Below are 25,361 nucleotides of genomic sequence, written 5' to 3'. Positions count from 1 at the left end.
AACGCGTCAAGGGTTGCGGCCTCCGATTCGATCACTCATGGAAATTCACGCCCGATCTGCCTACGATTGACTGTGAGGGCACGACAAAGCAGGCACCATGAAAAGCATCAAGACAAGGCTTATGCTATGGCTGATGGCCTGGATCACTGTCATTCTGGGCAGCACCGGCCTGTATTTCTACCTACACGACTACGGGATAGACCAGAGCGATTTCCAAACCCAACGCGCAGCCGTGCGTTCCCGTTTGTCGCTCTCCCTGCCCCATGGCATCTGGCAGCTGGATGATGAAAACGTCAGGCTGGCGCTGGACAGCGAATTGAGCTGGCCATCGGTGATCGCCATCAACGTCAAGGGAGAAAGCGGCCTGAACCTGGGGCGCACGCGCGACAACAACGGCAATCTGCGCGACATGCTGCCCAACGAGCATCCCAAGGCGGACGATGTGCTCGGCATACCCATCATCTATCAGGGCAAGGAACACCTGGGCACCGCCACCGTCTACCTGTCGCACGAGGCCTTGCGCGCGCGGGAAAACCAGCACTTGATCACCATCATCGCCCAGATCCTGCTGCTGGACGGCATGATCTTCTTCATCATGTCGTTCAACCTGCAACGCTTCATCTTCCAGCCGCTGGCCAAACTGCAGCAGGCGCTGAACACCGCCATCCGCGCGCCGGACGCCAGCGGCGCCCAGATCACCCATCTGGCGGACGACGAAATCGGCGGCATCGTCAACGGCTTCAACCGCATCGTGGCCCGCACCGCCGCCGACCTGGTGAAACGGACGGCGGCGGAGGCCATCGCCCGCGAGGAAAAGGAAAAAGCCCAGCAGGCCTACAGCCAGTTGATCGCCACGCAAGAAACCCTGGTGGAGGCGGAAAAGATGGCCTCGCTTGGCAGCCTGGTCGCCGGCGTCGCCCATGAAATCAACACGCCGGTGGGCATCACGCTGACCGCCGCCTCGCACCTGGGCACCGCCACCTCGCACATCACCGGCAAGCTGGAGAGCGGCAACGTCAAGAAAAGCGATTTCCAGAGCTATCTGGAAACGGCGCAGGAATGCTGCGAGCTGATCCTGGCCAATTCCGAGCGCGCCGCCAACCTGATCCACAGCTTCAAGCAGGTGGCCGTGGACCAGACCAGCGAGGCGCGCCGCAGCTTCCACCTGCACGACTACCTGAACGAAGTGATCACCAGCTTGAAACCGCGCTTCAAGCACACCAAGGTCAATATCGACATACAATGCGAAGAAGACATCCTGCTGGATAGCTATCCTGGCGCCTTGGCCCAGGTACTGACCAATCTGGTTGTGAACGCGCTGATTCACGGCTACGAAAGCGGCGAAATAGCCGGCGTCATCCTGATAGAAGCCCATCGCCACGACGACCAACATGTGTCCCTGACGGTCAGCGACAACGGCAAGGGCATCGCGGCGGAAAACCTGGGCCGCATTTTCGACCCGTTCTTCACGACGCGTCGCGGCAGCGGCGGCAGCGGACTGGGCCTGAACATCGTCTATAACATCGTACGGCAGCGGCTGGGCGGTAACATTGAAGTGCACAGCGAGCTGGGGCAAGGCACCCGCTTCAAACTGGAAATGCCGTGCATCGCCCCGACAGTCCAGCATAAGGAGAATGTGGCATGAGCAGCGAAACCCTGCCTCCCGACGAAGACAACTGGTTGCTGGACGACAGCGACGCCGACGTCCCGGCCCGCCCTTCCGAGATGCGAAAGCCGTGGAAGGTGCTGATCGTCGACGACGAGAAGGACGTGCACACCGCCACCCGCATCGCGCTGCGCGGCATCAGCTACAAGGAGCGCCCTCTGGAACTGCTCAGCGCCTATAGCGGCGGCGAGGCCTTCCAGTTGCTGAGACAGCATGCCGACATCGCGCTGATCATGCTGGACGTGGTGATGGAAAGCGAGGATGCCGGCCTCAGGCTGGTGCACCGCATCCGCGAAGAGTTGGCGAATGGCGTGGTTCGCATCGTGTTGCGCACCGGCCAGCCCGGCCAGGCGCCGGAGCAGGAAGTCATCCTCAATTACGATATCAACGACTACAAGACCAAAACCGAGCTGACCACGCAGAAGCTGTTCACCACCACCATCGCCTCGCTGCGCGCCTATGAAAACATGGTGTCGCTGGAAAAGAACCGCCAGGGGCTGGCCAAGATACTGGAAAGCGCGTCGGATCTGTACCAGCTGCATTCGCTGCGCGAGTTCGCCTCCGGCGTGCTGCGCCAGATCAGCGCCCTGCTCGACATCGGCACCGACGGCATCCTGTGCGTACGCAACGAGAACCACGTCGGCCGGCCGGAGCTGGAAATCCTGGCCGTTTCCGGCGCCTACGAATATCTGGCGGACAAGGGCGACCTGTCCGGCGAACCGAAGCTGCAGGCCATCTTCCTGCAGGTATTCCGCGAAAAGCGCAGCATCTATCAGCATCCTTACGACGTGCTGTACATTTCCTCGCGCAACCGGCGCGAGTTTGCCGTGCACTTCATGCCGCAATGGCCGCTGGATTCGGTGGAGTGCGACCTGCTGGATGTGTTCTGCCAACGCATCTCCGCCGCCTACGACAACCTTTACCTGTACAACCAGTTGCGCAGCGCGCAGGAAGCCACCGTGGTGGCGCTGGCGGACCTGGCGGAATTCCGCGACACCGACACCGGCGAGCACGTGCTGCGGGTGCAGAAGCTGACCGATGCCATCGCGCAGGAAATGTTGATGAACAATCACTATCCGGAACTGATGACCCGCGAGTTCCTGGACATGGTGGGCATGGCGAGCATCCTGCACGACATCGGCAAAGTGGCGACGCCGGACCATATTCTGCTGAAACCCGGCAAGCTGGACCCGGAGGAACGCGCCATCATGGAACAGCACGCCGCCATCGGCGCGCAAATCCTCGCCAAGTCGGCGAAGATGGTCGACGGCGCCAGTTACCTGGCCCTGGGCTCGGAGATCGCCGGCGGCCACCACGAGCACTATGACGGCAACGGCTACCCGCGCAAGCTGAAGGGCCAGGACATTCCGTTGTCGGCGCGCATCGTCGCCGTGGTCGACGTGTTCGACGCGCTGCTCAACAAGCGGCCGTACAAGGAGCCGTGGAGCATGGAAGAGACCATGAAATACATCCACGGCCGCGCCGGCAGCCAGTTCGACCCGCTGGTGGTCTCTGCGCTGAGCCGGCTGGTGGAAGAGGACAGGCTGCCGGTCAAGTTTGGCGACTAGCCGGTTTCAAGCAAAGCAAACGGCAGCCTGTTATGGCTGCCGTTTTTATGGATTCCGACGCCAATCCGTCAGGCGACGTAGTTCAACACGCACATATACTGGCAGATGCTGCCGCCCAGCACGAACAAGTGCCAGATGCCGTGCCCGTGGCGGATCTTTTCGTCGTTCAAAAACCAGTAGATGCCGACGCTGTACAACACGCCGCCCAGCGCCAGCCAGAACAGCCCGCCCGGCGCCAGCGCCTCGATCAGCGGCTCGATGGCGATCAGCACCAGCCAACCCATCGCCACGTATAGAATCATCGACAGAATGCGGGTGCGCCGACCCAGCGTCAGCTCCTGCACAATGCCGAACAAGGCCAAGCCCCAGCTCAGCCCGAACAGCGTCCAGCCCCAGGCGCCGCGCAGCGTCACCAAGGCGAACGGCGTGTAGCTGCCGGCGATCAAGAGATAGATCGCGGAGTGGTCGCACTTCTGCAGAATGGCCTTGGCTCGGCCCTGGAAGCTGTGATACAGCGTAGAAATCAGATACAGCGTCACCAGCGTGCCGCCATACAGGCTGAAGCTGACGATCTTCCACGGATCGCGTTGCGACGCCGCTTCCACCACCAATACCACCAACCCGACTATCGCCAGCACCGTGCCGGCCAAATGGGAATAGCCGTTGAAACGTTCCCCGTGATACATATTATTATCCCCGCCCGGCCCCCTCGGCCGGCCTCGTCGCGCAAATTGCTTGGAGCCGCCATGGCTCCGCCGGGTTCCATTGTCCCTCTTCCTCCGGCCTGAAACCAGCGTTTTGCGCAAACAAAAAGCGGGCCCATGGCCCGCTTGCGCTTCAGGACTGCCGCCGGATCAGGCGCCCAGCGCCTTCAGCACATCGTCACGCACGGTTTCCACCGCGCGGGTGCCGTCGATCTTGACGTATTTCGGCGCCTTGGCGCTGCCGCCGGCAGCCAGTTTGCCGTAGAAGCCGACCAGCACGGCGGTCTGCTCGTGGTAAACCGACAGGCGCTTCTTCACGGTTTCTTCCTGGTCGTCATCGCGCTGGATCAGGTCTTCGCCGGTCACATCGTCCTTCCCGGCCACTTTCGGCGGGTTGAAGGTGACATGATAGGTACGGCCGGAGGCCAGGTGCACGCGGCGGCCAGCCATGCGCTCGACGATGGCGGCATCCGGCACGTCGATTTCCACCACATAGTCGATGTCCACGCCGGCGGCGATCATCGCCTCGGCTTGCGGAATGGTGCGCGGGAAGCCGTCAAACAGGAAGCCGTTGGCGCAGTCGGCCTGAGCGATGCGCTCCTTGACCAGGCCGATGATGATGTCGTCGCGAACCAAACCGCCTGCGTCCATGATGGCCTTGGCTTCCAGGCCCAGCGGCGTGCCGGCCTTGACCGCGGCGCGCAGCATGTCGCCGGTGGAGATTTGCGGAATGCCGAATTTCTCGCGGATATAGTTGGCTTGGGTGCCTTTGCCGGCGCCCGGCGCGCCCAACAGGATCAATCGCATGTGTTTGACTCCAGTCTGTTTTGAATTATGTGTTGTATGTTGAGACGCCGACAAAAACTCTCACCAAGCACGAACCAAGCCGCGCCCACGCAGGCGACGCGAATCGGCTCAACCGTGTTGTCAGCGTGTTAGCCCCTCAGGCCGAGAACAGCCGGCGCACCCGTTCCAGGTCTTCCGGCGTATCCACTCCGGCGGCCGGCGCCTCGCCCGCCACCGCCACCATGATGCTGTAACCATGCCAGAGCACGCGCAATTGTTCCAGCGCTTCGTATTGCTCCAGCGGGCCCGGCGCCAGATTGGCATAGTCGGCCAGAAAGCCGGCGCGGTAGCCGTACAGGCCGATATGGCGATAAACCGGCAAGCCGGCAGGCAGCGCCGAGCGGTCGGCGGCATAGGCGTCGCGGGCATACGGAATGGCCGCGCGGCTGAAATACAGGGCGCGGCCATGCTTGTCCAGCGCCACTTTCACCACATTGGGATTGAAGTGATCGGCCACGTCGTGGATGGCATGCGCCAGCGTCGCCACCGGCGCGTCGGTCTCTTCCAGCAGCTCGGCCAAGCGATCGATCAGCGCCGGATCGATCAGCGGCTCGTCGCCCTGCACATTGACCACGCGCGCGTTGGCCGGCAGCGCCAGCTTGGCGGCCACCTCGGCCAGGCGGTCGGTGCCGCTGGTATGGTCTTCGCGGGTCAGCACCGCCTCCACGCCATGCGCGGCGCAGGCGACCACGATATCCGCGTGGTCGGTGGCGACGATCACCCGAGCGGCGCGGCTCTTCGCCGCCTGTTCGGCCACGCGGACCACCATGGGCTTGCCGGCGATGTCGGCCAGCGGCTTGCCCGGCAGGCGGCTGGAGGCCAGCCGGGCCGGGATCACCACGATGAATCCGCTCATTTCACTTCTTCTTCCGGCGGCAGCTCGCGCGCTTCCGACTCCAGCATCATCGGGATGCCGTCCTTGATCGGGAAGGCCAGGCGGTCGCCCTTGCAGATCAATTCGTCCTTGCTTTTGTCGAACACCAGCGGGCCCTTGCACAGCGGGCATACCAAAATTTCCAGAAATTTAGCGTCCATGTTCCATCTTCAAGCGGGCTAGTATCCAGTCGCACAGATCAGGCGCCAGCATGGCCTGAACCGGCAAAACCCATAGTCTAGCACGCTGCGCCGGCTCATGAAGCACGCGCGCGAGCTTGACCGCGTCCTTGCTGGTGACGATCACCGCGTCGGCGTCGGCTGGGATATCCCCCGCCGCGAAAGGATGGTGATCGGGGAAGGACAAGCGACGCTCCACCGCCACGCCCATCGCTGCCAGCGTGCCGAAAAAGCGCTGCGGATGGCCGATGCCCGCCAGCGCCGCCACCCGCAAGCCGGCGAAATCCGCCGCGCCGCGCGTGCGCGAGGCGTCGTCCAGCGCATGGCATAGGCCAGGACTCAGCGTCATGGCGAAGCGCGGCAAGCCGTCCGGCAAGGGCAGACATCCCCCCTCGCCATTCACGACGACGGCGTCCACGCTGCGCAAGCGGGACGCTGGCTCGCGCAGCGGGCCGTTGGGCAGCAGCCGGCCGTTGCCCAACCCGCGCCGACCATCCAACACCACGATTTCCAGGTCGCGCGCCAGACGGTAGTGCTGCAGGCCGTCGTCGCTGAGGATCAGTTCGAGATCAGGGTGCAAGGCCAGCAGATGGCGGCCGGCGGCAACACGGTCGCGCCCCACCACCACCGGCGCGCCGGCGGCCGCCAGCAGCAGCGGCTCGTCGCCGACTTGCGCCGGATCGCTGTCCGGCTTCACCTCGGTCGGCGTCGCCGCGCTGCCGCCATAGCCGCGGCTGATCACGCCGACTTTGACGCCGCGCGCGGCGAACGCGCCAAGCAGCGCCAGCGTCAACGGCGTCTTGCCGACGCCGCCGACATTGATGTTGCCGATCACCACCAGCGGCGTCGGCAGCTTCTCGCTCGCCTTCCAGCCGCGGCGGAACGCCTGCCGGCGCAGTGCGGCGAGCAGCGCAAAAAGCCCTTCCAGCGGCGCCAGAAGGGCTGTCAACCAGCCGCGCGGCCGGTACCAGTGTTGCTCAATCAGATTCATGCCGCTTTCGGCTTCACTGCAGGTTCTGGGTAGCGAAAGTCAGTTGCGACAGGCCCGCCTCGCGCGCCGCCTCCATCACGGTGATCACCGACTGATGGGTAGACTTGGCGTCGGCGTTGACCACCACCACCACATCGCGCTTGCCGGCGGCGGCGGCTTTCAGCCTGTCCAGCAAGCCGGCCTTGTCGCCGCTGGCGAGCTTGGCGTCGCCGACCGCCATCGCGCCGTCGGCCGCCACCGCGACATTGATCTCGGTCGTCTTGTTCTTCTGCTGTTCGCCTTGGGCGGACGGCAGATTGATCTTCAGCTCGGAAAAATGGGAATAGGTGGTGGTGACCATCAGGAAAATCAGGATCACCAGCAGCACGTCGATCAAGGGAATGAAGTTGATCTCCGGCTCGTCCCGGCCGCGTCCGCGACGAAAGTTCATGCTCAGCTCCCGTTCTTGCGCTCGCCGTGCACCACTTCCACCAGCTTGATCGCCTGCGCTTCCATCTCCACCAGCAGGCCATCCACCTTGGAGCGGAAGTAGCGGTAGAACATCATGCTGGGGATGGCGACGATCAGGCCGAAGGCCGTGTTGTACAAGGCGACGGAAATGCCGTGCGCCAGTTGCTGCGGATTGGCGCCGCTGGCGTTTTGCGAGCCGAAGATTTCGATCATGCCGATCACGGTGCCCAACAGACCCAGCAGCGGGGCCATGGCGGCGATGGTGCCCAGCGAGGTCAGCAGACGCTCCAGCTGGTAAGCCACCTGGCGGCCTTCGTCTTCGATCGATTCTTTCATCACTTCGCGGCTGCCGTGGACATTGCGCAGGCCGGCGGCGAACAAGCGTCCCAGCGGCGAATGGCCGTGCAGCTTCTGCAGCAGTTCGTCGCGATCCCCGACGCGGCGGTATTCCTGCAGCGTCTGGGCCAGCAGGCCAGACGGCACCACCGCGCCGCGCCGCAGCGTGTACAGGCGTTCCAGAATGATGGCCAGCGACACGACCGAGGCCGCGATAATGGTCCAGATCGGCCAGCCGGCCGCTTCAACGATAGCCCACACGAAGCTTTCTCCGTAATCGATACAAACGTGAGACTTTATTACCTCAATCGGACTGAGGCAACCTCAGACCCGGAAAAATTCCCGGGCATTGCCGCTTTTTTGGGCATGACCAGCCAAATGCCCCGCCCATCGGCCCATTCCACAACTTATCCACAAAGTTATTCCGCGATTATTGTGGATAAATTTCCCGGCGCCTGCCGCAGTCTTGAAAGCCAGCATTGACAAGGCTCAAAGCTTTGCCGACGATGAGGTATCCAAACAATCGTTTGAATGAAATATGAACCTTCCCATCTGGCTGATCAAGCTGCTGTTCAATCTATGGCCGCCCTTCCTCGGCGCCGGCATCCGCGTCCACAAGCTGTCGCCGGACTTCCGCCAGGCGGAGGTGCGGCTGAAGCTGGGCTTCGGCAACCGCAACTACGTCGGCACCCACTTCGGCGGCAGCCTGTACGCGATGACCGACCCATTCTACATGCTGATGCTGCTGCGCCAGCTGGGCAATGATTACTACGTATGGGACAAATGCGGCCGCATCGACTACGTCAAGCCGGGCCGCGGCGTGGTGCGGGCGCTGTTCAAGCTGCAAGACGAGCAGTTGGCGGAAATCCGCGACCTGACCGCCGACGGCGAAAAACATCTGCCGGAAATGACGGTGGAAATCCGCGACGCCGACGACGAGCTGGTGGCTACGGTGCACAAGACCCTATACGTGCGCAAGAAGCCCCATCTGCGCTGAAGCCGCCGCCATCAACAAAAAAAGCCGCTTTTCAAGCGGCTTTTTTTTTGCGCGCCCGGCTGCGGATTACTCCCCGAAACCACAGAACACTTCGCGCATCATCTTCAGCACTTCCAGCGTGCGAATGTCGCCTACGCGGTAAAAGACACGGTTGGCATCCTTGCGCGTGCGCAAAACGCCCTTGTCCCGCATAATAGCGAGGTGCTGGGAAATATTGCTCTGGGAGGTGCCAACCTGCTCGACAATGTCTTGCACGCTCACTTCCCGGTCTTCCAGCACCGATATGATCTTCAGACGCAGCGGATGCGACATGGCTTTCATCGCGCGCGAGGTCTGCTCGATCTGGTCGTCGTTGAACAGCAAAGCGTTTCTCCTAACCTAATGTAGCTTGAATTTTATTGATTTGACTGCGTGACAATAGTATCGGCAAAATTCGATACTATCAAGGTTTTCTAATATTCTGAATGCGAATGCCATGAAATCGATCACCCCGGTGTTGCTATTAATCCTCGACGGCTTCGGCCACCGCACGGAAGGCGACGACAACGCCATCCTGCATGCCAACATGCCCAACTGGAACCGCCTGCGCCAGCAGTACGCGTATGGCACCATCAATGCGTCGGAAAACTTTGTCGGACTGCCCTCCGGCCAGTTTGGCAACTCCGAGGTGGGCCACCTCAACATCGGCGCCGGCCGCATCGTGCAGCAGGACATCAGCCGCATCGACTGCGACATCGAGGACGGTCGCTTCGCATCGAATGACACACTGCAACAAGCCATGAGCAAAGCTCAAGGCTCTGCCTTGCATGTGTTCGGCCTGTTATCCGATGGGGGTGTGCACAGCCATGAGAACCACATCCATGCGCTGATCCGCGCCGCCCAGGCCGCCGGCGTGCCCAAGATCTACGTCCATGCCTTCCTCGACGGCCGCGACACGCCGCCGCGCAGCGCCGAAACCTACCTCAAGCGCCTGGACGCCGCGCTGGCAGAATGCCCGAACGCGCGGCTGGTCTCCGTCACCGGCCGCTACTGGGCGATGGACCGCGACAAGCGCTGGGAGCGGGTCGAGCCGGCTTACCGCTTGCTGGTGGAGGGCGAGGGACTGTTCCATGCCGAAACCGGTCTCGCGGCGCTGCAAGCCGCCTACGCCCGCGACGAGAACGACGAGTTCGTCAAGGCCACCGGCATCGGCGCGCCGGTGAAGATGCAGGACGGCGACGTCGTGATCTTCATGAACTTCCGCGCCGACCGCGCGCGCCAGCTGACCACGGCTCTGACCGACCCGGCCTTCGACGGCTTCGCGGCTCGCCAGCCCAAGTTCGGCTACTTCGCCACCCTCACCTCCTATGGCGAGGCCTACTCGGCGCTGCCGACGGCCTACGCGCCGCAGAAGATCAGCAACGGCATGGGCGAATACCTGTCGGCCCAAGGCATGAAGCAGCTGCGCATCGCGGAGACCGAAAAATATCCGCACGTGACCTACTTCTTCAACGGCGGGGAAGAGCAGGTGTATCCGGGCGAAGACCGCATCCTGGTGCCGTCGCCCAAGGTGGCCACCTATGACCTGCAGCCGGAAATGAGCGCCGGCGAGGTGACCGACAAGATCGTCGCGGCGATCCAATCCGGCCAGTACCAGGCCATTTTCTGCAACTACGCCAATGGCGACATGGTGGGCCACAGCGGCGTGTTCGACGCCGCGGTCAAAGCCGTGGAGACGCTGGACGGCTGCATCGAACGCTGCGTGGAAGCCATGCTGGCGGCCGGCGGCGAAGTGCTGATCACCGCCGACCACGGCAACTGCGAACAAATGTACGACGGCGAGCACCACCAGCCGCACACGCAGCACACCACCAACAAAGTGCCGTTCCTGTACATCGGCCGCCCGGCGAAAATCCGGGACGGCGGCTCGCTGCGCGACATCTCGCCGTCGCTGCTGGCCATGATGGGTCTGGAACAACCCGTGGAAATGACCGGTCAATCGCTGATCGACTTCCAATAATCGCCCCGACAAACGGCGGCCATGCCTGGCATGGCCGCCGTTGTTGCCTCAAGCGAAAGAACATCAAGGGAATGAAACGCTATCTCCTGCTGGCCCTGCTGGCCGGTGCCGCCCAGGCGGCCAACACCTCCTCCTCTTCCGCCCTGTCGGCCGCGCCGCATCAGCAGGATCTGAAAACCGTGCGCAAGGAAATCGACAGCCTGAAAAAGGATCTGGCGCAGAAGCAGTCCGTGCAGAAGGAGGCGCAATCCGCCATCAAGGAATCCGAGCAGGCGATCAACCAAACCCAGCAGGCCCTTGCCACGCTGGAAGAAAAGCAAAACCGCTCCGAACAGCAACTGGCCGAGCTGCGCGCGAAGATAGACCAAACCCGCCGCACCCTGGCCGAAACCCGCCAGCGCGTAGGCCAGATGCTGGTCCGTCAATACAAGAACGGCCAGCATGATGCGATGAAGCTGATGATGAACGCCGACGATCCGAATCAGAACGCGCGCGACCTGACCTACTATCAGCACATCGCCCAAGCCGAGCAGCAGCTGGTGCGGCAACTGCTCGCCCAGCAGCAGCAGCTGGAAACGCTGTCCGCCCAGCTGGAACAGGAACTGGCCCGCTTGAACAGCATGTCCAGCCGCAAGGCCCAGGAAAAGAACGACCTGGAAAAGGACAAGACCCAGCAGCAGCAGCAATTGAACAAGGTTTCCGGCGAAATCAAGCAAAGCCAGAGCAAGCTGACCCAGCTGCAGGAGGACGAGAAACGCCTGACCAACCTGATCGCCCAGATCAACCGCGAAATCCAGCGCCGCCGCGCGGAAGCGGTGCGCAAGGCGGCCGAGGCGCGCAAGGCCAAACAGGCTGCGGCGCGCGAAGCCGCCCGCAAGGAAAACGAACGCCGCCGCCAACTGGCGGAAAACGCCAAGAAACAGGGCAAGCCGGTGCCGGAAGAGGCGAAAAAACAGGTGGTGGTCAAGGAAGAACCGGCCGAACAGGTCGACGACGTGGCGGACGGCAGCGCGGCCGGCCGCGCCTTCGCCAGCCTGCAGGGCAAGATGAAGCTGCCGGTGGCCGGCCAGATCGCCGGCGCGTTCGGCAAGCCGCGCCGCGAAGGCACCACCTGGAAAGGCATTTTCATTCGCACCGCGGTTGGCCAGCCAGTACACACCGTGGCCGACGGCACGGTAGTATATGCCGATCAGTTGCGAGGATTCGGCAAGGCCGTGGTCATCGACCACGGCGGCAACTACATGACGGTCTACACCGGCCTGTCGGCGATCGCAAAATCATCCGGCAGCAGCGTCAAGGCCGGTGAAACACTTGGCAACACTGGTACACTGGACAACGGGGATGCCGGATTGTACTTTGAGATACGGCACCTGGGTCGCCCCCTCAACCCGCAGGCCTGGACACGCTAAGGTGCCGGGTACGGAGAATTTGCACAGCATGAGCAGCCAAAGAATGAAAAAAATCGCCTGGTTGGTGGCCGGAGCCATGGCAGGCGGCGTCCTCACCCTCAGCATGCAGGCGCTGGCCGACAAGGAAGCGTCTCCGCTGCCGTTGAACGAGCTGCGCACCTTCGCCGAGGTGTTCAGCCTGATCAAGCAGAGCTATGTCGAGCCGGTGGACGACAAGAAGCTGATCGACGAAGCGATCAAGGGGATGCTGACCGGACTGGACCCGCACTCCGATTACATGACGCCGGATGAATTCAAGGAACTGCGCGAAGGCACGCAGGGCGAGTTCGGCGGCCTCGGCATCGAAATCGGCGCCGAGGATGGCCTGGTCAAGGTGGTGTCCCCTATCGAGGACACTCCGGCGCAGAAGGCCGGCATCAAGAGCGGCGACCTGATCATCAAGATCGACGACACCCCGGTGCGCGGCCTGTCGCTGAACGACGCGGTGAAGAAGATGCGCGGCAAGCCGGGCAGCAAGGTCACGCTGACCATCGCCCGCAAGAACGAAACCAAGCCCCTGGTCTTCACGCTGGCGCGCGCCATCATCAAGACCAAGAGCGTCAAGTACAAGATGCTGGAGCCGGACTTCGGCTACGTGCGCATCGCCCAATTCCAGGAGCACACGGCGGAAGACCTGGCGGCCGGCCTGCAAAAACTGTACAAGGACAACAAGCAGCCGCTGAAGGGCCTGGTGCTGGACCTGCGCGACGATCCGGGCGGCCTGCTCAACGGCGCCGTCGGCGTGGCCGCGGCCTTCCTGCCCAAGGACAAGCTGGTGGTCTACACCGAAGGCCGCACGCCGGACGCCAAGATGCGCCTGACGGCCACGCTGCAGAACTACGCCCGCCAGAACGGCACGGACCCGCTGGCCAAGCTTCCGGCCGAGGCGCGCAACGTGCCTATGGTGGTGCTGGTCAACGGCGGCTCCGCCTCGGCGTCGGAAATCGTCGCCGGCGCGCTGCAGGACCAGAAGCGCGCGGTGCTGGTCGGCACGCAAACCTTCGGCAAGGGCTCGGTGCAGTCCATTCTGCCGCTGGGCAGCCAGGGCGGCATCAAGCTGACCACCGCCCGCTACTTCACGCCTAGCGGCCGCTCCATCCAGGCCAAGGGCATCGTGCCGGACGTGGTGGTGGAAGACGCCACCCTGACCGCCGCAGACCAGGCGCTGCGCGTGCGCGAGGCCGATCTGGAGAACCACCTGGCCAATCCGAATGGCGACGACAAACCGGCCAAGGCCGCCAAGCCGGAAGTCAAACCGGCGGCTAAGCCGGTCGCCGCGCCAGTTCAGCAGCAGGACAAGGGCAAACCGCAGGACAAGCCGGACGATGCCGGTTTTGGCCCGCGCGAACCGAATGTGAAGAACGACTACCAGCTGTCGCAGGCGCTGAACGTGCTCAAGGTGCAGCAAATTCTGCAAAAGCGCGCAAACTAAGCCCGCATGCTCTGACAACGCTCCCCTCCGGGAGCGTTTTTGTTTTCCTTGCCCAAATACCGTAAATCCATCCTGCAAAACAGCGTCATTCCTGCTACGCTATCCGGTTGAATCACCGTTTCCGCCGGAGCCGTTCCCCATCATGCCAACCCGCGAGTTCGTTCTGACTTTCCGCGAAGCCGCCCCCTACATCAACGCCTATCGCGGCAAGACCTTTGTGCTGGCGCTGGGCGGCGAAAGCCTGGTTGACGGCGACTTCTCCAGCATGGCCCAGGACATCAACCTGTTGGTCAGCCTGGGGGTGCGCATCGTGCTGGTGCATGGCATCCGGCCGCAGATCGAAGCGCTGCTGAAGCGCCACGGCATCGCCCGCCTGTTCCACCGCGATCGCCGCGTCACCGACGCCGCCACCATGGATGTGGTCAAGCAGGCCGCCGGCGCCACCCGCCACGATGTGGAGGCGCGGCTGTCTATGGGCATGCCGCACTCGCCTATGCATGGCGCCCACTTGCGGGTGGCCGGCGGCAATTTCGTCACCGCGCAGCCCTTGGGCGTGCTGGACGGCGTGGACATGCAGTACACCGGCCAGGTGCGCCGCGTCGATGCCGCCGCCATCCGCCAGCGGCTGGATTGCGGGGAACTGGTGCTGTTGACGCCGGTAGGCTATTCGCTGACCGGGGAGAGCTTCAACCTGACCATGGAAGAGCTGGCTACCCACGTCGCCATCGCGCTGAAGGCGGAAAAATTGATCTACGTAGTGGAAGGCCGTGGCGTGGTGGAGCGCGACGGCCAGCTGATCAGCTCGCTGACCGCGCAGCAGGCCGAGGAAATGCTGCAATCGGGCAGCCTGCCCGAGGACGTGGCCGCCTACCTGCCCTATTGCATCCGCGCCACCCGCGACGGCATTCCGCGCGCCCACTTGATCAGCCGCCATCAGGATGGCGCGCTGCTGCTGGAACACTTCACGCGCGGCGGCAACGGCACCATGATCGCCCGCGATCCGCTGGTGCGGGTGCGCCATGCCAGCATTGAAGATGTAGGCGACATTCTGGCGCTGATCCAGCCGCTGGAAGAACAAGGCATCCTGGTGCGGCGCAGCCGCGAACGGCTGGAAGTGGAAATCGGCGAATACGCGGTGCTGGAGCACGATGGCAAAGTCTATGGCTGCGTGGCGATGCATCCGTTTCCGGAGGCCGACACCGCCGAGCTGGCCTGCTTGGCGGTGTCGCCGGAGAAACGCGACGGCGGCTTCGGCGAGATGCTGCTGCGGCACGTGGAGTACCAGGCGCGGGCCCGCGGCCTGCAGTCGCTGTTCGTGCTGACCACCCAGACCTCGCACTGGTTTGTCGAGCGCGGCTTCGCCGAGGCGGACAAGAGCTCGCTGCCGCTGGCGCGCCAGCAGTTCTACAATTTTCAGCGCCGTTCCAAGGTGTTTGTAAAACAGCTGTAACCCCTTGCGCCCATGATGCAGCCAAGGTTGGAAGCTCGCGCCCGCTGTGACACAATAGCCCGCTATGCCAATCAGAATACAAGCAAGGATTAAGCCATGAGCAGAACCGTCAATTGCGTCAAGCTGGGCCGCGAAGCCGAAGGCCTCGACTTCCCGCCGCTGCCGGGCGAGCTGGGCAAGCGCGTTTTCGAAAGCGTGTCCAAGGAAGCCTGGCAAGGCTGGCTGCGCTACCAGACCATGCTGATCAACGAAAACCGCCTCAGCCTGGCCGACGCCCGCGCCCGCCAATACCTGGCGTCGCAACTGGAGGCCTACTTCTTCGGCGCCGGCGCCGATGCCCCGGCGGGTTATACGCCGCCGCAGAACTAATCTCGTCATCCAGCCCTCCAAGCGAGGGCTTTATTGTCTCCATCTCTCGAAAATATTGGCTCTCACACCGTATGTCACAACCGCAAGACCTGCTGCTGAATCGTGAACTGGGATTGATTGAATTCAACCGCCGCGTGCTGGCCCAGGCGGAAGACCCGAATCTTCCGCTGTTGGAGCGGCTGAAGTTCCTGTGCATCGTCTCCTCCAACCTCGACGAATTCTTCGAGGTGCGCATCGCCTGGCTGCAGGATGCGGCCCATGCCACGCCGGAGCGCATCCTGGCAGACGGCTCCACGCCGGAGCAGGCACTGGCCAAGGTGGCCCGCGCCTGCCATCAGCTGGTGCGCGAGCAGTACGCGGTGATGAGCGAGGTGCTGTTCCCGGCCTTGCGTGAGGAGGGCATCATCTTCCTGCGCCGCAACGAATGGACCGAGCAGCAGCGCGAGTGGGTGCAGAGCTATTTCTTCCGCGAGTTGATGCCCATCCTGACGCCGATCGGGCTGGATCCGTCCCACCCCTTCCCCAAGGTCTTAAACAAATCGCTGAACTTCGCGGTGGAGCTGGAAGGCCGCGACGCCTTCGGCCGCGCCTCCGGCACCGCCATCGTGCAGGCGCCGCGCATTTTGCCGCGGGTGATCAAACTGCCGCCGGAAGTCTGCGACGGCCATGCGCATTGCTTCGTCTTCCTGTCCTCCATTCTGCACTCGCATGTGCATGAGCTGTTCCCGGGCATGGCGGTCAAGGGCTGCTACCAGTTCCGCGTCACCCGCGACAGCGAACTGTCCGTCGAAGACGACGATTTCAAGAACCTGCGCACCGCGCTGCAAGGCGAATTGCGCCAGCGCCAGTTCGGCGACGCGGTCCGGCTGGAGATCGCCGACACCTGCCCGCAGCACATGGAATCGTTCCTGCTGACCCAGTTCAATCTGCAGGCGCGCGATGTCTACCGCGTCAACGGCCCGGTGAACCTGGTGCGCCTGATGCAAGTGCCGGACCTGGTGGACCGCTCCGACCTGAAGTTCGCGCCGTTTGCGCCGTCGCTGCCGGTCGCGCTACAGAAAAAAGCCAAGCCGCCGCTGTTCGAGACCATCCGCAAGGGCGACATCCTGCTGCATCACCCGTACCAGAGCTTCCAGCCGGTGATCGACTTCCTGACCCAGGCGGCCACCGACCCGCACGTGGTGGCGATCAAGATGACGGTGTATCGCACCGGCACCGACTCGGTGCTGATGGAATCGCTGATCGCCGCCGCCCGCGCCGGCAAGCAGGTGACGGTGGTGGTGGAGCTGATGGCCCGTTTCGACGAAGAAGCCAATATCGGCTGGGCCAGCCGGCTGGAAGATGCCGGCGCCCACGTGGTGTACGGCGTGATCGGCTACAAGGTGCACGCCAAGATGCTGATGGTGGTGCGCCGCGAGGCGCACGGGCTGCACCGCTACGTGCATCTGGGCACCGGCAACTACCACCCGCGCACCGCGCGGATGTACACCGACTTCGGCCTGTTGACCTGCAACGAGGAAATCGCCAGCGACGTCAACGACATCTTCGTCCAGCTCACCGGCCTGGGCCGCGCCAGCAGCCTGAAGCACCTATTCCAGAGCCCTTTCACCCTGCACAGCATGATCATGCAGTCCATCGAGCGCGAGGTCGAGCACGCCCAGGCCGGCAAGCCGGCGCAGATCATCGCCAAGATGAACTCGCTGCTGGAGCCGCAGGTCATCCACGCGCTGTACCGCGCCAGCCAGGCCGGCGTGAAGATCCAGCTGATCGTGCGCGGCGTGTGCGCGCTGCGGCCCGGCGTGCCGGGCCTGTCCGACAACATCACGGTGCGTTCCATCGTTGGCCGCTTCCTGGAACACCCGCGCGTGTTCTACTTCTACAACGACCACAAGGAAGACCTGCTGATGTCCAGCGCCGACTGGATGGGCCGCAACTTCTTCCGCCGCATCGAAACCTGCGTGCCGATTCTGGACAGCAAGCTGAAGCGCCGCATCATCAAGGAAGCGCTGCGCATGTATCTGGAAGACAACGTCAACAGCTGGGAAATGCAGCCCGATGGCGGCTACAAACGCCGCTCCGGCCGCGGCAAGCCGCATTGCGCGCAGCTGGAGCTGCTGGCCCTGTACACCGGCCCGCAGGCGGAATAAGCCATGACCGCGCTAGCTTATCTGGCTGCCGCGCTGCTGATGGTCGCCGGCCTCGCCGGCACCATCATCCCGGCCATCCCGGGCCTGCCCTTGCTGTTTGGCGGCCTGCTGTTGGCGTCCTGGCTGGACAACTTCCAGCATCTGGGCGCGATCAGCCTGAGCATACTGGCCGTGCTGGCGGCGCTGGGCCTGCTGGTCGATTTTGTGGCCGGCCTATTGGGCGCCAAGGCCACCGGCGCCAGCCGGCAAGCCTTGTGGGGCGCCTTCATCGGCGGCCTGGCCGGCATGTTTCTCGGCCTGGTCGGCGTCATTCTGGGGCCGATGATAGGCGCGGTGATCGGCGAGTTCCTCGCCCGCAAGGACGCCTTCCAGGCCGGCAAAGTCGGCATCGGCACCTTGCTCGGCTTCATCGTCGGCGCCGTGGCCAAGGTGGCCTGCGCCTTCGCCATGCTGGCCACCGCCGCGCTGGCATTGGTGTTCTGACCGGCATTTGCTCGATTCAATCGCGGCCGGCAGCACGCCGGCCGCTTTGCCATCTGTGCTTGCCACGCCGTTTTGGTAGAATCAGCGCTTAGTCCATTCAAACAATGTGAACAAGTCCATGGCCCAATACGTGATGTCGATGCTCCGCGTGAGCAAGATCGTCCCCCCGAAGCGTCAGATCATCAAGGACATCTCACTGTCCTTCTTCCCCGGCGCCAAGATCGGCCTCTTGGGTCTGAACGGCGCGGGCAAATCCACCGTGCTGAAGATCATGGCCGGCGTGGAAAAAGAATACGACGGCGAGGTGCAATGGCAGCCTAACCTCAACATCGGCTATCTGCCGCAGGAACCGCAACTCGACCCGGAAAAAACCGTGCGCGAGGAAGTGGAAAGCGGCATGGGCGATGTCATGGGCGCGCAAAAGCGCCTGGAAGAAGTGTATGCCGCCTACGCCGACCCGGACGCTGACTTCGACGCCCTGGCCGAAGAACAGGCCAAGCTGGAAGCCATCATCTCCGCCGGCGCCGGCGACAATGTCGAGCACCAGCTGGAACTGGCCGCCGACGCGCTGCGCCTGCCGCCGTGGGACGCCAAGATCGGCCCGCTGTCCGGCGGCGAGAAGCGCCGCGTGGCCCTGTGCAAGCTCTTGCTGTCCAAGCCCGACATGCTGCTGCTGGACGAGCCGACCAACCACCTGGACGCCGAATCCGTCGAGTGGCTGGAACAGTTCCTGGTCCGCTTCCCCGGCACCGTGGTGGCGGTGACCCACGACCGCTACTTCCTCGATAACGCCGCGGAATGGATCCTGGAGCTGGACCGCGGCGAAGGCATCCCGTGGAAGGGCAACTACTCGTCCTGGCTGGAGCAAAAGGAAGCCCGCCTGGAGCAGGAAGCCAAGAGCGAAGGCGCGCGCATGAAGGCGATGAAGCAAGAACTGGAATGGGTGCGCCAAAACCCCAAGGGCCGCCAGGCCAAGTCCAAGGCGCGTATCGCCCGCTTCGAGGAGTTGTCCAGCTACGAAACCCAGAAACGCAACGAAACCCAGGAAATCTTCATTCCGGTGGCCGAGCGCCTGGGCAATGAAGTGATCGAGTTCGAAAACGTATCCAAAGGTTTCGGCGACCGCCTGCTGATCGACAACCTCAGCTTCAAGGCGCCGGCTGGCGCCATCGTCGGCATCATCGGCCCCAACGGCGCCGGTAAATCCACGCTGTTCAAGATGATCGCCGGCAAGGAGCAGCCGGACAGCGGCACGGTCAAGATAGGCCAGACCGTGCAGATGGCCTTCGTCGAACAAACCCGCGAGGGCCTGGACGGCGACAAGACCGTGTTCGAAGACGTGGCCGCCGGCGCCGACATCCTGACCGTCGGCAAGTTTGAAATGTCCAGCCGCGCTTATCTGGGCCGCTTCAACTTCAAGGGCGCCGACCAACAGAAAAAGGTGGGCATGCTGTCCGGCGGCGAGCGCGGCCGTCTGCATCTGGCCAAGACCCTGCTGAAGGGCGGCAATGTGCTGCTGCTGGACGAACCATCCAACGACCTTGACGTGGAAACCCTGCGCGCGCTGGAAGACGCCTTGCTGGAATACGCCGGCACCGTGTTCGTGATCTCGCACGATCGCTGGTTCCTGGACCGGATCGCCACCCACATCCTGGCGGCGGAAGGCGAATCGCAATGGACCTTCTTCGACGGCAACTATCAAGAATACGAAGCCGACAAGAAGAAACGCCTGGGCGAAGAAGGCGCCAAGCCCAAGCGCATCCGCTACAAGCCTATCACCCGCTGATCATTACGCTGCTTGCCACGCCAAGCCCCCGCCTGCGGGGGCTTGGCAGGCCGCTCACTCCAGATAACGCGCGGTGATGCGCTCCATCTCGCCGCTCTCGCGCAACCAGCGGAACGCATTACTCAGCCTCTGGGCCACCTCTTCCGGCATGCGCTTGCCGCAGGCCAGGTAAATGCGAGTCTCCTGCAGCCGCAGCGCTTCCTGGATTTGCGCGGCGCGGCGTCCCTGCTTCTTCACCAGATAACGCGCAACCGGGCTATGCACGGCCCAGGCATCGGCCACGCCCATGCTCAGCTCGCGATATGCGTCTTCCGTGGTCGGCAGCTCGGCAAAGGCCACATCGCGCTGATGCAGCCATTCGGCCATGGACGAGCCCAGCAGCGCCACTACGCGCTTGCCTTTCAAGTCGGCCAGCGTGCGGATGTCAGCCGGCTTATCCGCCAATACATACAGCGATTGACTGCTGCTATCCAGCAAACCGACCCAGCGGTATTGCTCCTCGCGCTTGGGCGAGCGGGTCAAGGGCGCCAAACAGCCATACGTTTCGCTCTGGGCCTGCATCTGCGCCCGCTTCCAAGGCAGATCCACCCATTGTCCGCGCAGACCGGCATGAGCCAAGGCCTGCTGGGCGGCCTCCTGCGCGATGCCCTGCCGCGGCGGCACATCCGCGCCGATGATGAATGGCGGGTACTCGATGGAATACAGGTGGATGACGATGGATGACTCGGCCGCATGCAACGGCAGGGAACCCAGGCAGCCCAATATCAGCCCAAACAGTTTCTTCATTCCACCCTCTCCAGCGGCAGCGTCCCGTGACGGTGTAAAATGGCAACCATGTCATTGCGAACCCTTATTCTTTGTAGCAGCTTATGCTTGGCCGCTTGCGCCTCCTCGCCTCCGGCCAACGCGCCGGCTCCGGCGGGCTACTACCGTGTGCAGTCCGGCGACACGCTGTACCGCATCGCCCGTCAATACAAGCAGAGCGTGGGCAATCTGGCGCGCTGGAACCAATTGGCCGACAGCTCCAGCATCCAGGCCGGGCAATTGCTGCGAGTCCAGCCGCCGGCCGGCGCCAGCAAATCCGCGGCTGCGGCGAACAAGCCGTCAGCCAAAGCCGCGCCGGCCAAGCCGGCGGAAAAACCATCCGCGCCGCCGCCCAAGCTGACCATCAAGCTGCAATGGCCGGCCGATGGCGCGGTGATCGCCAATTACGACGGCAATCGCAACAAGGGGCTGGATATCGCGGGCCAGGCCGGCGATCCGGTGCGCGCCGCCGCCGCCGGCAAGGTGGTGTATGCAGGCAAGGGCATACGCGCCTACGGCAATCTGCTGATCGTCAAGCACAACGCCGACACGCTGACCGTCTACGCCCATAATCAGCGTCTGCTGGTCAAAGAGGACGATCAGGTCAGCGCGGGCCAGCAGATCGCCACCATGGGCGACTCCGGCGCCAACCGCGTCAAGCTGCACTTCGAATTGCGGCTGGGCACCCAGGTGGTCAATCCGGCTACCTATCTGCCGCCGCGTTGACGACGCCGACTCGCCCGCCAACGCTCCGCCGCCTTTACAACAAAGACAACGACATGAACCGCACCTTGCTCCCGCTCCTGCTGGCCGCCGCGCTGGCAGGCTGCGCCGCCCAGCCGCCCAGGCAACCTGCCCAGGCCTCCGCGCCGTCGCCCGCCGCCGCGCCGGCGGTCGAACCCGTGCCGCCTGCGCCCGTTCAGCCGCCGCCTCCCCCCGCGCCCAAGCCTGCGGCCGCGCCGCGCAACTTCATCCCGGCATCCGTCCCTTCAGGCGTGCGCGACCGCCAGGGCTGGATCGCCGATATCGACAGCGCCTTCCGCTATCTGCAGATCCCGCCCACCGCCGAAAACGCCTGCGCGCTGGCGGCGGTGATCGAGCAGGAATCGAGCTGGCAGGCCGACCCTACGGTGCCGGGCTTGCCGAAAATCGTCTGGAGCAAGATAGAGGAACGCGCCCACCGCTATCTGGTACCGCTGCCGGTGGTGAAAACCGCCCTGCTGAAAACTTCGCCCAATGGCCAGAGCTACAAGGCGCGGATAGATGGTCTGCGCACCGAGCGCGAGATGAACCAACTGTACGAGGACATGGCGCGGGAAGCCAAGCAAATGGGGCTGCCGATGGACATGAAGAACCCCATCCGCACCGGCGGGCCGATGCAGGTCAGCGTGGCGTTCGCCGAGTCCCACGTCAAGGCCTGGCCCTACCCGTATGCGCACCGTGACAGCATCCGCCACCAGGTATTCACCCGCCGCGGCGGGGTCTACTTCGGCGCGGCCATCCTGTTGCAATATCCGGCGCCGTACCAGGACATGCGCTACCGCTTCGCCGACTTCAACGCCGGCCGCTACAGCAGCCGCAACGCGGCGTTCCAGGCCGCCCTGTCCCGCATCGGCGCGCGCAAGCTGGGGCTGGATGGCGATCTGTTGAATTACCAAGACAGCCAGCCCTCCGGCAGCCAGCAGGCCGCGCTGGCGCTCGCCGGCAAGCTAGGCATGAGCCGGGACGCCATCCTGCGCGACTTGAAGCAGGAAAAATATTCGGCCTTCGGCCAGAGCGAGCTGTACCGCCTGGTGTTCGCGTTGGCGGACCGCCAGCATGGCAAGCCGCTGCCGCGCGCCGTCATGCCGCAGATCGACCTCAAAAGCCCCAAGATCACCCGCAAGCTGACTACGCAGTGGTTCGCCGAGCGGGTGGATGGCCGCTACCAACAATGCCTGGCGCGCGTGAGCGCCACCGACTGATGCCAAGCCGCTGACGACGTCATATAATCCCATGCAACGGCCGGTTTCCCGGCCGTTCTACATTTAAAAAAATAGCGGCAACGCCGCACTTGCTCAGGTTATTCCCATGCCTTCCACTTTTTCGTATTTCCGCGGCTCGCTGGCCTTCAGCGTCGCCGTGCTGGCCGCCGTCGCCTGGTACGGCTTTGACTCAGGCGGCGCCGAGCGCGCCGGCGCCTTTTTGCTCACCACCCTGGTGCTGGCTGTGCTGGAAACCAGCGTCTCTTTCGACAATGCGGTGGTCAACGCCGGCATTCTCAAGGTGATGAGCCATCGCTGGCGCCAGATTTTCATGACCGTCGGCATCGCGGTGGCGGTGTTCGGCATGCGCATCCTGTTTCCGCTGCTGATCGTCGCCACCGCCGGCGGCGTCTCCATGACCGAAGCCTTCATCGTCGCCACCAAGCAGCCGCAGCGCTATCAGCAGATCATGCACGACAGCCATCTGATGATCATGGGCTTTGGCGCGACCTTCCTGTTGATGGTGGTGATCGAATACTTCGTCAAGCACGAGAAGGACGAGCACTGGCTGCCCGGAATCGAACCGCTGCTGGCCAAACTGGGCAGCGTGGAAAATGCCCAGTCTCTGGTCACCATCGTGTTGGTGGCGATGGTGGCGGCCTGGGTGCCGGCCGGCCAGAAGCTGGCCTTCATCAGCAGCTGCTTCTGGGGCTATGTGGTGTTCATGGTGCTGCACATGTTCAAGCAGCTGTTCGGCGGGATGGATATCAAGACCGCCGCGGCCAGGAATGGCCTGATCGGCTTTGTCTACCTGGAAGTGCTGGACGCCAGCTTCTCCATGGATGGCGTGATCGCCGCCTTCGCCATCACCAGCGACTTCTGGCTGATTGCCGGCGGCCTGGGCATAGGCGCGATGTTTGTGCGCTCGCTGACCATCTATTTGGTGGAGCGCGACGTCATCGGACAGTTCAAGTATCTGGAAGTCTCGGCGTTCTGGGCGATAGCCGCGCTGGTCGGCATCATGTTCGCCTCCGCGCTGCACGTGGAGCTGGGCGAAGTGGTCACCGGACTGATCAGCGTCGCCATCATCGGATTGGGCGTGCTGACCAGCCTGCCGGCGCGCCGGCGGCGCTGAAACGCCAAGGGCCGGGAACAAGCCCGGCCCTTGGCGCCAAACAGCCGGCGCCCCGCGCGGGGCAACCGGACCATCAGGCAGAGGTGCTCAGCAAGGCGCCGACGCCTGCGCTGGTGCCCAACTGGTTTTGCTGCAAATTTTTGCTCAGGTTCTGCAGAAAGGACTGCAGCGATGCCTGGGACGCTTGGCCGTTGTTGTTGAGGCCCAAGGCCTGCTGCAGGGTCTGAAAGGCCGATTGCAGCGTGGAGGTGGCGCCGTTCTGCGTGCCGTTGGCGATGTCCTGCAACAGCTGCTGCAGATTGTTCTGCAAGCCGCCGTAGCCGCCGGCCGCGCCGGAACCGCCCTCGTTGTCCGCGCCGCCGCGATCGACATCGCCGTCATTGTCCTGGCTGCCGCCCGTGCCGGCGCTGCCGCTTGCGCCTGCGGCTCCCTCCTGCTGCAATGCCTGGAACAAGGAGTGAATGAAGGCGTGAACCGCCTGTTGCTGATTGCCGCCGGCCGCGCCGACCGCGCCGCCGGCATCGCTGCCAGTCGTCCCAGCGCTGCCGCTGGCCGGTGTGGACCCGCTGGACGGAGGCTGCAGCAAGCCGGATTGTTGCAAGGCCTGCAGCACATCCTGAGCGAACTGGCCGCCGCCGTGATGGTGGTGGCCGCCGCCGCCCTGTCCCTGAACCGCGCCGCTGCCACCCTGTTGCGATGGATCAGACGAAAACGTTTCCTGGATATCCACCTGCGTGTACTGCACTGAGATTGAGCTGCTGCCCAGAGACCCGACTGACATGATGCTCTCCTTGACTAGATCCGACGACCCGCCCAGCTTGCGCTGATATCGGTATATCGGCGCCGTGCCAGCCGCACTAAGAAACAGAGTGTAAATTTCTGTTAATTAAGGGAAATTTCCAGCCAATCTTCCGCCGGCGCTGCTCCAGTATAGTCATTACCACCCCGCGCCGCGCGTTGTTCAGGCGCTGGTATTGATCAAGGAACCGACCCCTCCGGCGTTCTGCAACTGGGTGCTCTGCAAGGTCACCAGATTCTGCAAAAAGGTGTGCAGCGTGGCGTGCGTCGCCGCTCCGGCAACGGCGTTGCCGCCCAGCGACTGCTGCAGGTCTTTGAACGCCTGCGTAATGCCGGACGTGGCATTGTTCTGCACGCCATGGTCCACGTCCTGCAACAGCTTCTGCAAATTGCCTTGGAAATCGCCATAGCCGCTGGCGGACTGCCCCTGCTCGGAACCGCCGCCGCTGGACAGGCCTTCCGATTGCACCGCCTGATATACCGCGTGCACAAAAGTATGCAGCGCCTGCTGCACATTGCCGGCTCCGGACGCGGCGCCTACCGCATCCGATCCCTGCAGCGCGGCGGCTCCCGCCGACTGCCCTTGCGATTGCGCGGCCGCCGCGCCGGACAGATTGATGCCGGACTGCTGCAAGGCCAGCGCGACCTCCTGGCCAAAGCCGCCGTCTTGTCCATCATTCTGACTGCGCCGCGCCGGCGCCGCAGCCTGCGCGCCGCCTTGACCAGGCGGCGTGAGCACGCCAGGCGCCGACACCGCAAGGTACTGCATTGAAATGGAACCGCCCACCGCGCCAACAGCCATCGCCCCCTCCTCGCCGCGGCCCGACTCGGCGCCGCATGCCAGTCAGCAACAACATGTCAAATAGCAGACTCAATGCCAAATCAGATGCCAATCATCGATTGCAAATAGCATCAACATCACTATAGAAGGGGGA

Annotated in this window: 25 protein-coding genes; 14 read left to right on the top strand and 11 right to left on the bottom strand. The window is 63.5% G+C overall.

All coding sequences use genetic code 11. The annotated features are described in order from the left end of the window. Positions 1 to 97: 97 nt before the first annotated feature. Positions 98 to 1,645 (top strand): sensor histidine kinase, encoded by a 1,548-nt coding sequence (locus tag QUG01_RS02330; RefSeq protein WP_500828703.1) that lies wholly within the window; start codon positions 98 to 100, stop codon positions 1,643 to 1,645. Then, complete coding sequence (locus tag QUG01_RS02325) at positions 1,642 to 3,234, top strand: DUF3369 domain-containing protein (protein WP_500828702.1); 1,593 nt, start codon at positions 1,642 to 1,644, stop codon at positions 3,232 to 3,234. Before QUG01_RS02330 ends, QUG01_RS02325 begins: the two co-directional genes overlap by 4 nt. 68 nt (positions 3,235 to 3,302) lie before the next feature. Here QUG01_RS02325 and trhA read toward each other — a convergent pair whose 3' ends face one another. From trhA to QUG01_RS02290, 7 genes are all read right to left on the bottom strand, one after another. Beyond that, positions 3,303 to 3,920 (bottom strand): PAQR family membrane homeostasis protein TrhA, encoded by a 618-nt coding sequence (gene trhA / locus QUG01_RS02320; RefSeq protein WP_500828701.1) that lies wholly within the window; start codon positions 3,918 to 3,920, stop codon positions 3,303 to 3,305. Positions 3,921 to 4,088: 168 nt separating this feature from the next. After that, positions 4,089 to 4,745, bottom strand: coding sequence for an adenylate kinase (adk, locus tag QUG01_RS02315; RefSeq protein ID WP_043627242.1), 657 nt, complete (start codon positions 4,743 to 4,745; stop codon positions 4,089 to 4,091). 136 nt (positions 4,746 to 4,881) lie between these two features. Then, entirely contained in the window at positions 4,882 to 5,640 is a 759-nt protein-coding gene (gene kdsB, locus QUG01_RS02310; protein ID WP_500828700.1) for a 3-deoxy-manno-octulosonate cytidylyltransferase, read from the bottom strand. Then, complete coding sequence (locus tag QUG01_RS02305) at positions 5,637 to 5,819, bottom strand: Trm112 family protein (protein ID WP_071109009.1); 183 nt, start codon at positions 5,817 to 5,819, stop codon at positions 5,637 to 5,639. Before QUG01_RS02305 ends, kdsB begins: the two co-directional genes overlap by 4 nt. Next, a complete protein-coding gene (gene lpxK / locus QUG01_RS02300) occupies positions 5,809 to 6,828 on the bottom strand; it encodes a tetraacyldisaccharide 4'-kinase (RefSeq protein WP_500828699.1) in 1,020 nt (339 codons plus the stop codon). Before lpxK ends, QUG01_RS02305 begins: the two co-directional genes overlap by 11 nt. Before the next feature lie 13 nt (positions 6,829 to 6,841). Next, on the bottom strand, positions 6,842 to 7,258 hold the full coding sequence (locus tag QUG01_RS02295) for an ExbD/TolR family protein (protein ID WP_500828698.1): 417 nt from the start codon (positions 7,256 to 7,258) through the stop codon (positions 6,842 to 6,844). A 2-nt stretch (positions 7,259 to 7,260) separates the two neighbouring features. Beyond that, on the bottom strand, positions 7,261 to 7,875 hold the full coding sequence (locus QUG01_RS02290; RefSeq protein WP_103318652.1) for a MotA/TolQ/ExbB proton channel family protein: 615 nt from the start codon (positions 7,873 to 7,875) through the stop codon (positions 7,261 to 7,263). A 277-nt stretch (positions 7,876 to 8,152) separates the two neighbouring features. On the opposite strand from QUG01_RS02290, the gene QUG01_RS02285 reads away from it, so the two are divergent. Next, positions 8,153 to 8,611: a DUF4442 domain-containing protein gene (locus QUG01_RS02285; protein ID WP_500828697.1), complete on the top strand. Its 459-nt coding sequence runs from the start codon at positions 8,153 to 8,155 to the stop codon at positions 8,609 to 8,611. 66 nt (positions 8,612 to 8,677) lie between these two features. On the opposite strand, the gene QUG01_RS02280 is transcribed toward QUG01_RS02285, so the two are convergent. Further along, positions 8,678 to 8,974 (bottom strand): ArsR/SmtB family transcription factor, encoded by a 297-nt coding sequence (locus tag QUG01_RS02280; protein WP_043620752.1) that lies wholly within the window; start codon positions 8,972 to 8,974, stop codon positions 8,678 to 8,680. Between the two features lie 112 nt (positions 8,975 to 9,086). On the opposite strand from QUG01_RS02280, the gene gpmI reads away from it, so the two are divergent. The 8 genes from gpmI (at position 9,087) to ettA (ending at position 19,725) form a co-directional block, all read left to right on the top strand. Next, positions 9,087 to 10,610, top strand: a complete 1,524-nt coding sequence (gene gpmI / locus QUG01_RS02275) for a 2,3-bisphosphoglycerate-independent phosphoglycerate mutase (RefSeq protein ID WP_500828696.1) — start codon at positions 9,087 to 9,089, stop codon at positions 10,608 to 10,610. Positions 10,611 to 10,681: 71 nt separating this feature from the next. Then, entirely contained in the window at positions 10,682 to 12,019 is a 1,338-nt protein-coding gene (locus QUG01_RS02270; protein WP_500828695.1) for a murein hydrolase activator EnvC family protein, read from the top strand. A gap of 43 nt (positions 12,020 to 12,062) precedes the next feature. Beyond that, positions 12,063 to 13,490, top strand: a complete 1,428-nt coding sequence (locus QUG01_RS02265) for a S41 family peptidase (RefSeq protein WP_500828694.1) — start codon at positions 12,063 to 12,065, stop codon at positions 13,488 to 13,490. Positions 13,491 to 13,632: 142 nt separating this feature from the next. After that, positions 13,633 to 14,940, top strand: coding sequence for an amino-acid N-acetyltransferase (argA, locus tag QUG01_RS02260; RefSeq protein ID WP_103318661.1), 1,308 nt, complete (start codon positions 13,633 to 13,635; stop codon positions 14,938 to 14,940). A gap of 96 nt (positions 14,941 to 15,036) precedes the next feature. Then, positions 15,037 to 15,309, top strand: a complete 273-nt coding sequence (locus QUG01_RS02255; RefSeq protein ID WP_043620766.1) for an oxidative damage protection protein — start codon at positions 15,037 to 15,039, stop codon at positions 15,307 to 15,309. A gap of 71 nt (positions 15,310 to 15,380) precedes the next feature. Beyond that, positions 15,381 to 17,456 (top strand): polyphosphate kinase 1, encoded by a 2,076-nt coding sequence (gene ppk1, locus QUG01_RS02250; protein WP_500828693.1) that lies wholly within the window; start codon positions 15,381 to 15,383, stop codon positions 17,454 to 17,456. Positions 17,457 to 17,459: 3 nt separating this feature from the next. Further along, complete coding sequence (locus QUG01_RS02245; protein ID WP_500828692.1) at positions 17,460 to 17,939, top strand: DUF456 domain-containing protein; 480 nt, start codon at positions 17,460 to 17,462, stop codon at positions 17,937 to 17,939. 118 nt (positions 17,940 to 18,057) lie between these two features. Then, the gene (ettA, locus tag QUG01_RS02240; protein ID WP_500828888.1) at positions 18,058 to 19,725 is read left to right on the top strand and encodes an energy-dependent translational throttle protein EttA; all 1,668 of its coding nucleotides are present in this window, start codon (positions 18,058 to 18,060) and stop codon (positions 19,723 to 19,725) included. A 54-nt stretch (positions 19,726 to 19,779) separates the two neighbouring features. On the opposite strand, the gene QUG01_RS02235 is transcribed toward ettA, so the two are convergent. Then, complete coding sequence (locus QUG01_RS02235) at positions 19,780 to 20,511, bottom strand: substrate-binding periplasmic protein (RefSeq protein WP_500828691.1); 732 nt, start codon at positions 20,509 to 20,511, stop codon at positions 19,780 to 19,782. Positions 20,512 to 20,598: 87 nt separating this feature from the next. Here QUG01_RS02235 and QUG01_RS02230 point away from each other — a divergent pair, with 87 nt between their 5' ends. The 3 genes from QUG01_RS02230 (at position 20,599) to QUG01_RS02220 (ending at position 23,628) form a co-directional block, all read left to right on the top strand. Then, positions 20,599 to 21,255, top strand: a complete 657-nt coding sequence (locus QUG01_RS02230) for a peptidoglycan DD-metalloendopeptidase family protein (RefSeq protein ID WP_500828690.1) — start codon at positions 20,599 to 20,601, stop codon at positions 21,253 to 21,255. Between the two features lie 53 nt (positions 21,256 to 21,308). Next, positions 21,309 to 22,493, top strand: coding sequence for a DUF1615 domain-containing protein (locus QUG01_RS02225; RefSeq protein WP_500828689.1), 1,185 nt, complete (start codon positions 21,309 to 21,311; stop codon positions 22,491 to 22,493). Between the two features lie 106 nt (positions 22,494 to 22,599). Further along, on the top strand, positions 22,600 to 23,628 hold the full coding sequence (locus QUG01_RS02220; RefSeq protein WP_500828688.1) for a DUF475 domain-containing protein: 1,029 nt from the start codon (positions 22,600 to 22,602) through the stop codon (positions 23,626 to 23,628). 73 nt (positions 23,629 to 23,701) lie between these two features. Here QUG01_RS02220 and QUG01_RS02215 read toward each other — a convergent pair whose 3' ends face one another. Both QUG01_RS02215 and QUG01_RS02210 read right to left on the bottom strand, forming a co-directional pair. Next, positions 23,702 to 24,409 (bottom strand): hypothetical protein, encoded by a 708-nt coding sequence (locus QUG01_RS02215; protein WP_500828687.1) that lies wholly within the window; start codon positions 24,407 to 24,409, stop codon positions 23,702 to 23,704. A 180-nt stretch (positions 24,410 to 24,589) separates the two neighbouring features. Then, entirely contained in the window at positions 24,590 to 25,228 is a 639-nt protein-coding gene (locus QUG01_RS02210; protein WP_103319550.1) for a hypothetical protein, read from the bottom strand. Between the last annotated feature and the right edge of the window lie 133 nt (positions 25,229 to 25,361).

The organism is Chromobacterium sp. CCUG 76385 (genome assembly GCF_059916625.1).
This window is presented reverse-complemented; position numbering and strand designations above follow the sequence as displayed.

Bases quoted from the DNA above. Each gene is read 5' to 3' on its own strand.
- QUG01_RS02330 (WP_500828703.1), top strand. From the start codon at position 98: ATGAAAAGCATCAAGACAAGGCTTATGCTATGGCTGATGGCCTGGATC.
- QUG01_RS02325 (WP_500828702.1), top strand. From the start codon at position 1,642: ATGAGCAGCGAAACCCTGCCTCCCGACGAAGACAACTGGTTGCTGGAC.
- trhA (WP_500828701.1), bottom strand. From the start codon at position 3,920: ATGTATCACGGGGAACGTTTCAACGGCTATTCCCATTTGGCCGGCACG.
- adk (WP_043627242.1), bottom strand. From the start codon at position 4,745: ATGCGATTGATCCTGTTGGGCGCGCCGGGCGCCGGCAAAGGCACCCAA.
- kdsB (WP_500828700.1), bottom strand. From the start codon at position 5,640: ATGAGCGGATTCATCGTGGTGATCCCGGCCCGGCTGGCCTCCAGCCGC.
- QUG01_RS02305 (WP_071109009.1), bottom strand. From the start codon at position 5,819: ATGGACGCTAAATTTCTGGAAATTTTGGTATGCCCGCTGTGCAAGGGC.
- lpxK (WP_500828699.1), bottom strand. From the start codon at position 6,828: ATGAATCTGATTGAGCAACACTGGTACCGGCCGCGCGGCTGGTTGACA.
- QUG01_RS02295 (WP_500828698.1), bottom strand. From the start codon at position 7,258: ATGAACTTTCGTCGCGGACGCGGCCGGGACGAGCCGGAGATCAACTTC.
- QUG01_RS02285 (WP_500828697.1), top strand. From the start codon at position 8,153: ATGAACCTTCCCATCTGGCTGATCAAGCTGCTGTTCAATCTATGGCCG.
- gpmI (WP_500828696.1), top strand. From the start codon at position 9,087: ATGAAATCGATCACCCCGGTGTTGCTATTAATCCTCGACGGCTTCGGC.
- QUG01_RS02270 (WP_500828695.1), top strand. From the start codon at position 10,682: ATGAAACGCTATCTCCTGCTGGCCCTGCTGGCCGGTGCCGCCCAGGCG.
- QUG01_RS02265 (WP_500828694.1), top strand. From the start codon at position 12,063: ATGAAAAAAATCGCCTGGTTGGTGGCCGGAGCCATGGCAGGCGGCGTC.
- argA (WP_103318661.1), top strand. From the start codon at position 13,633: ATGCCAACCCGCGAGTTCGTTCTGACTTTCCGCGAAGCCGCCCCCTAC.
- QUG01_RS02255 (WP_043620766.1), top strand. From the start codon at position 15,037: ATGAGCAGAACCGTCAATTGCGTCAAGCTGGGCCGCGAAGCCGAAGGC.
- ppk1 (WP_500828693.1), top strand. From the start codon at position 15,381: ATGTCACAACCGCAAGACCTGCTGCTGAATCGTGAACTGGGATTGATT.
- QUG01_RS02245 (WP_500828692.1), top strand. From the start codon at position 17,460: ATGACCGCGCTAGCTTATCTGGCTGCCGCGCTGCTGATGGTCGCCGGC.
- ettA (WP_500828888.1), top strand. From the start codon at position 18,058: ATGGCCCAATACGTGATGTCGATGCTCCGCGTGAGCAAGATCGTCCCC.
- QUG01_RS02235 (WP_500828691.1), bottom strand. From the start codon at position 20,511: ATGAAGAAACTGTTTGGGCTGATATTGGGCTGCCTGGGTTCCCTGCCG.
- QUG01_RS02225 (WP_500828689.1), top strand. From the start codon at position 21,309: ATGAACCGCACCTTGCTCCCGCTCCTGCTGGCCGCCGCGCTGGCAGGC.
- QUG01_RS02220 (WP_500828688.1), top strand. From the start codon at position 22,600: ATGCCTTCCACTTTTTCGTATTTCCGCGGCTCGCTGGCCTTCAGCGTC.
- QUG01_RS02215 (WP_500828687.1), bottom strand. From the start codon at position 24,409: ATGTCAGTCGGGTCTCTGGGCAGCAGCTCAATCTCAGTGCAGTACACG.
- QUG01_RS02210 (WP_103319550.1), bottom strand. From the start codon at position 25,228: ATGGCTGTTGGCGCGGTGGGCGGTTCCATTTCAATGCAGTACCTTGCG.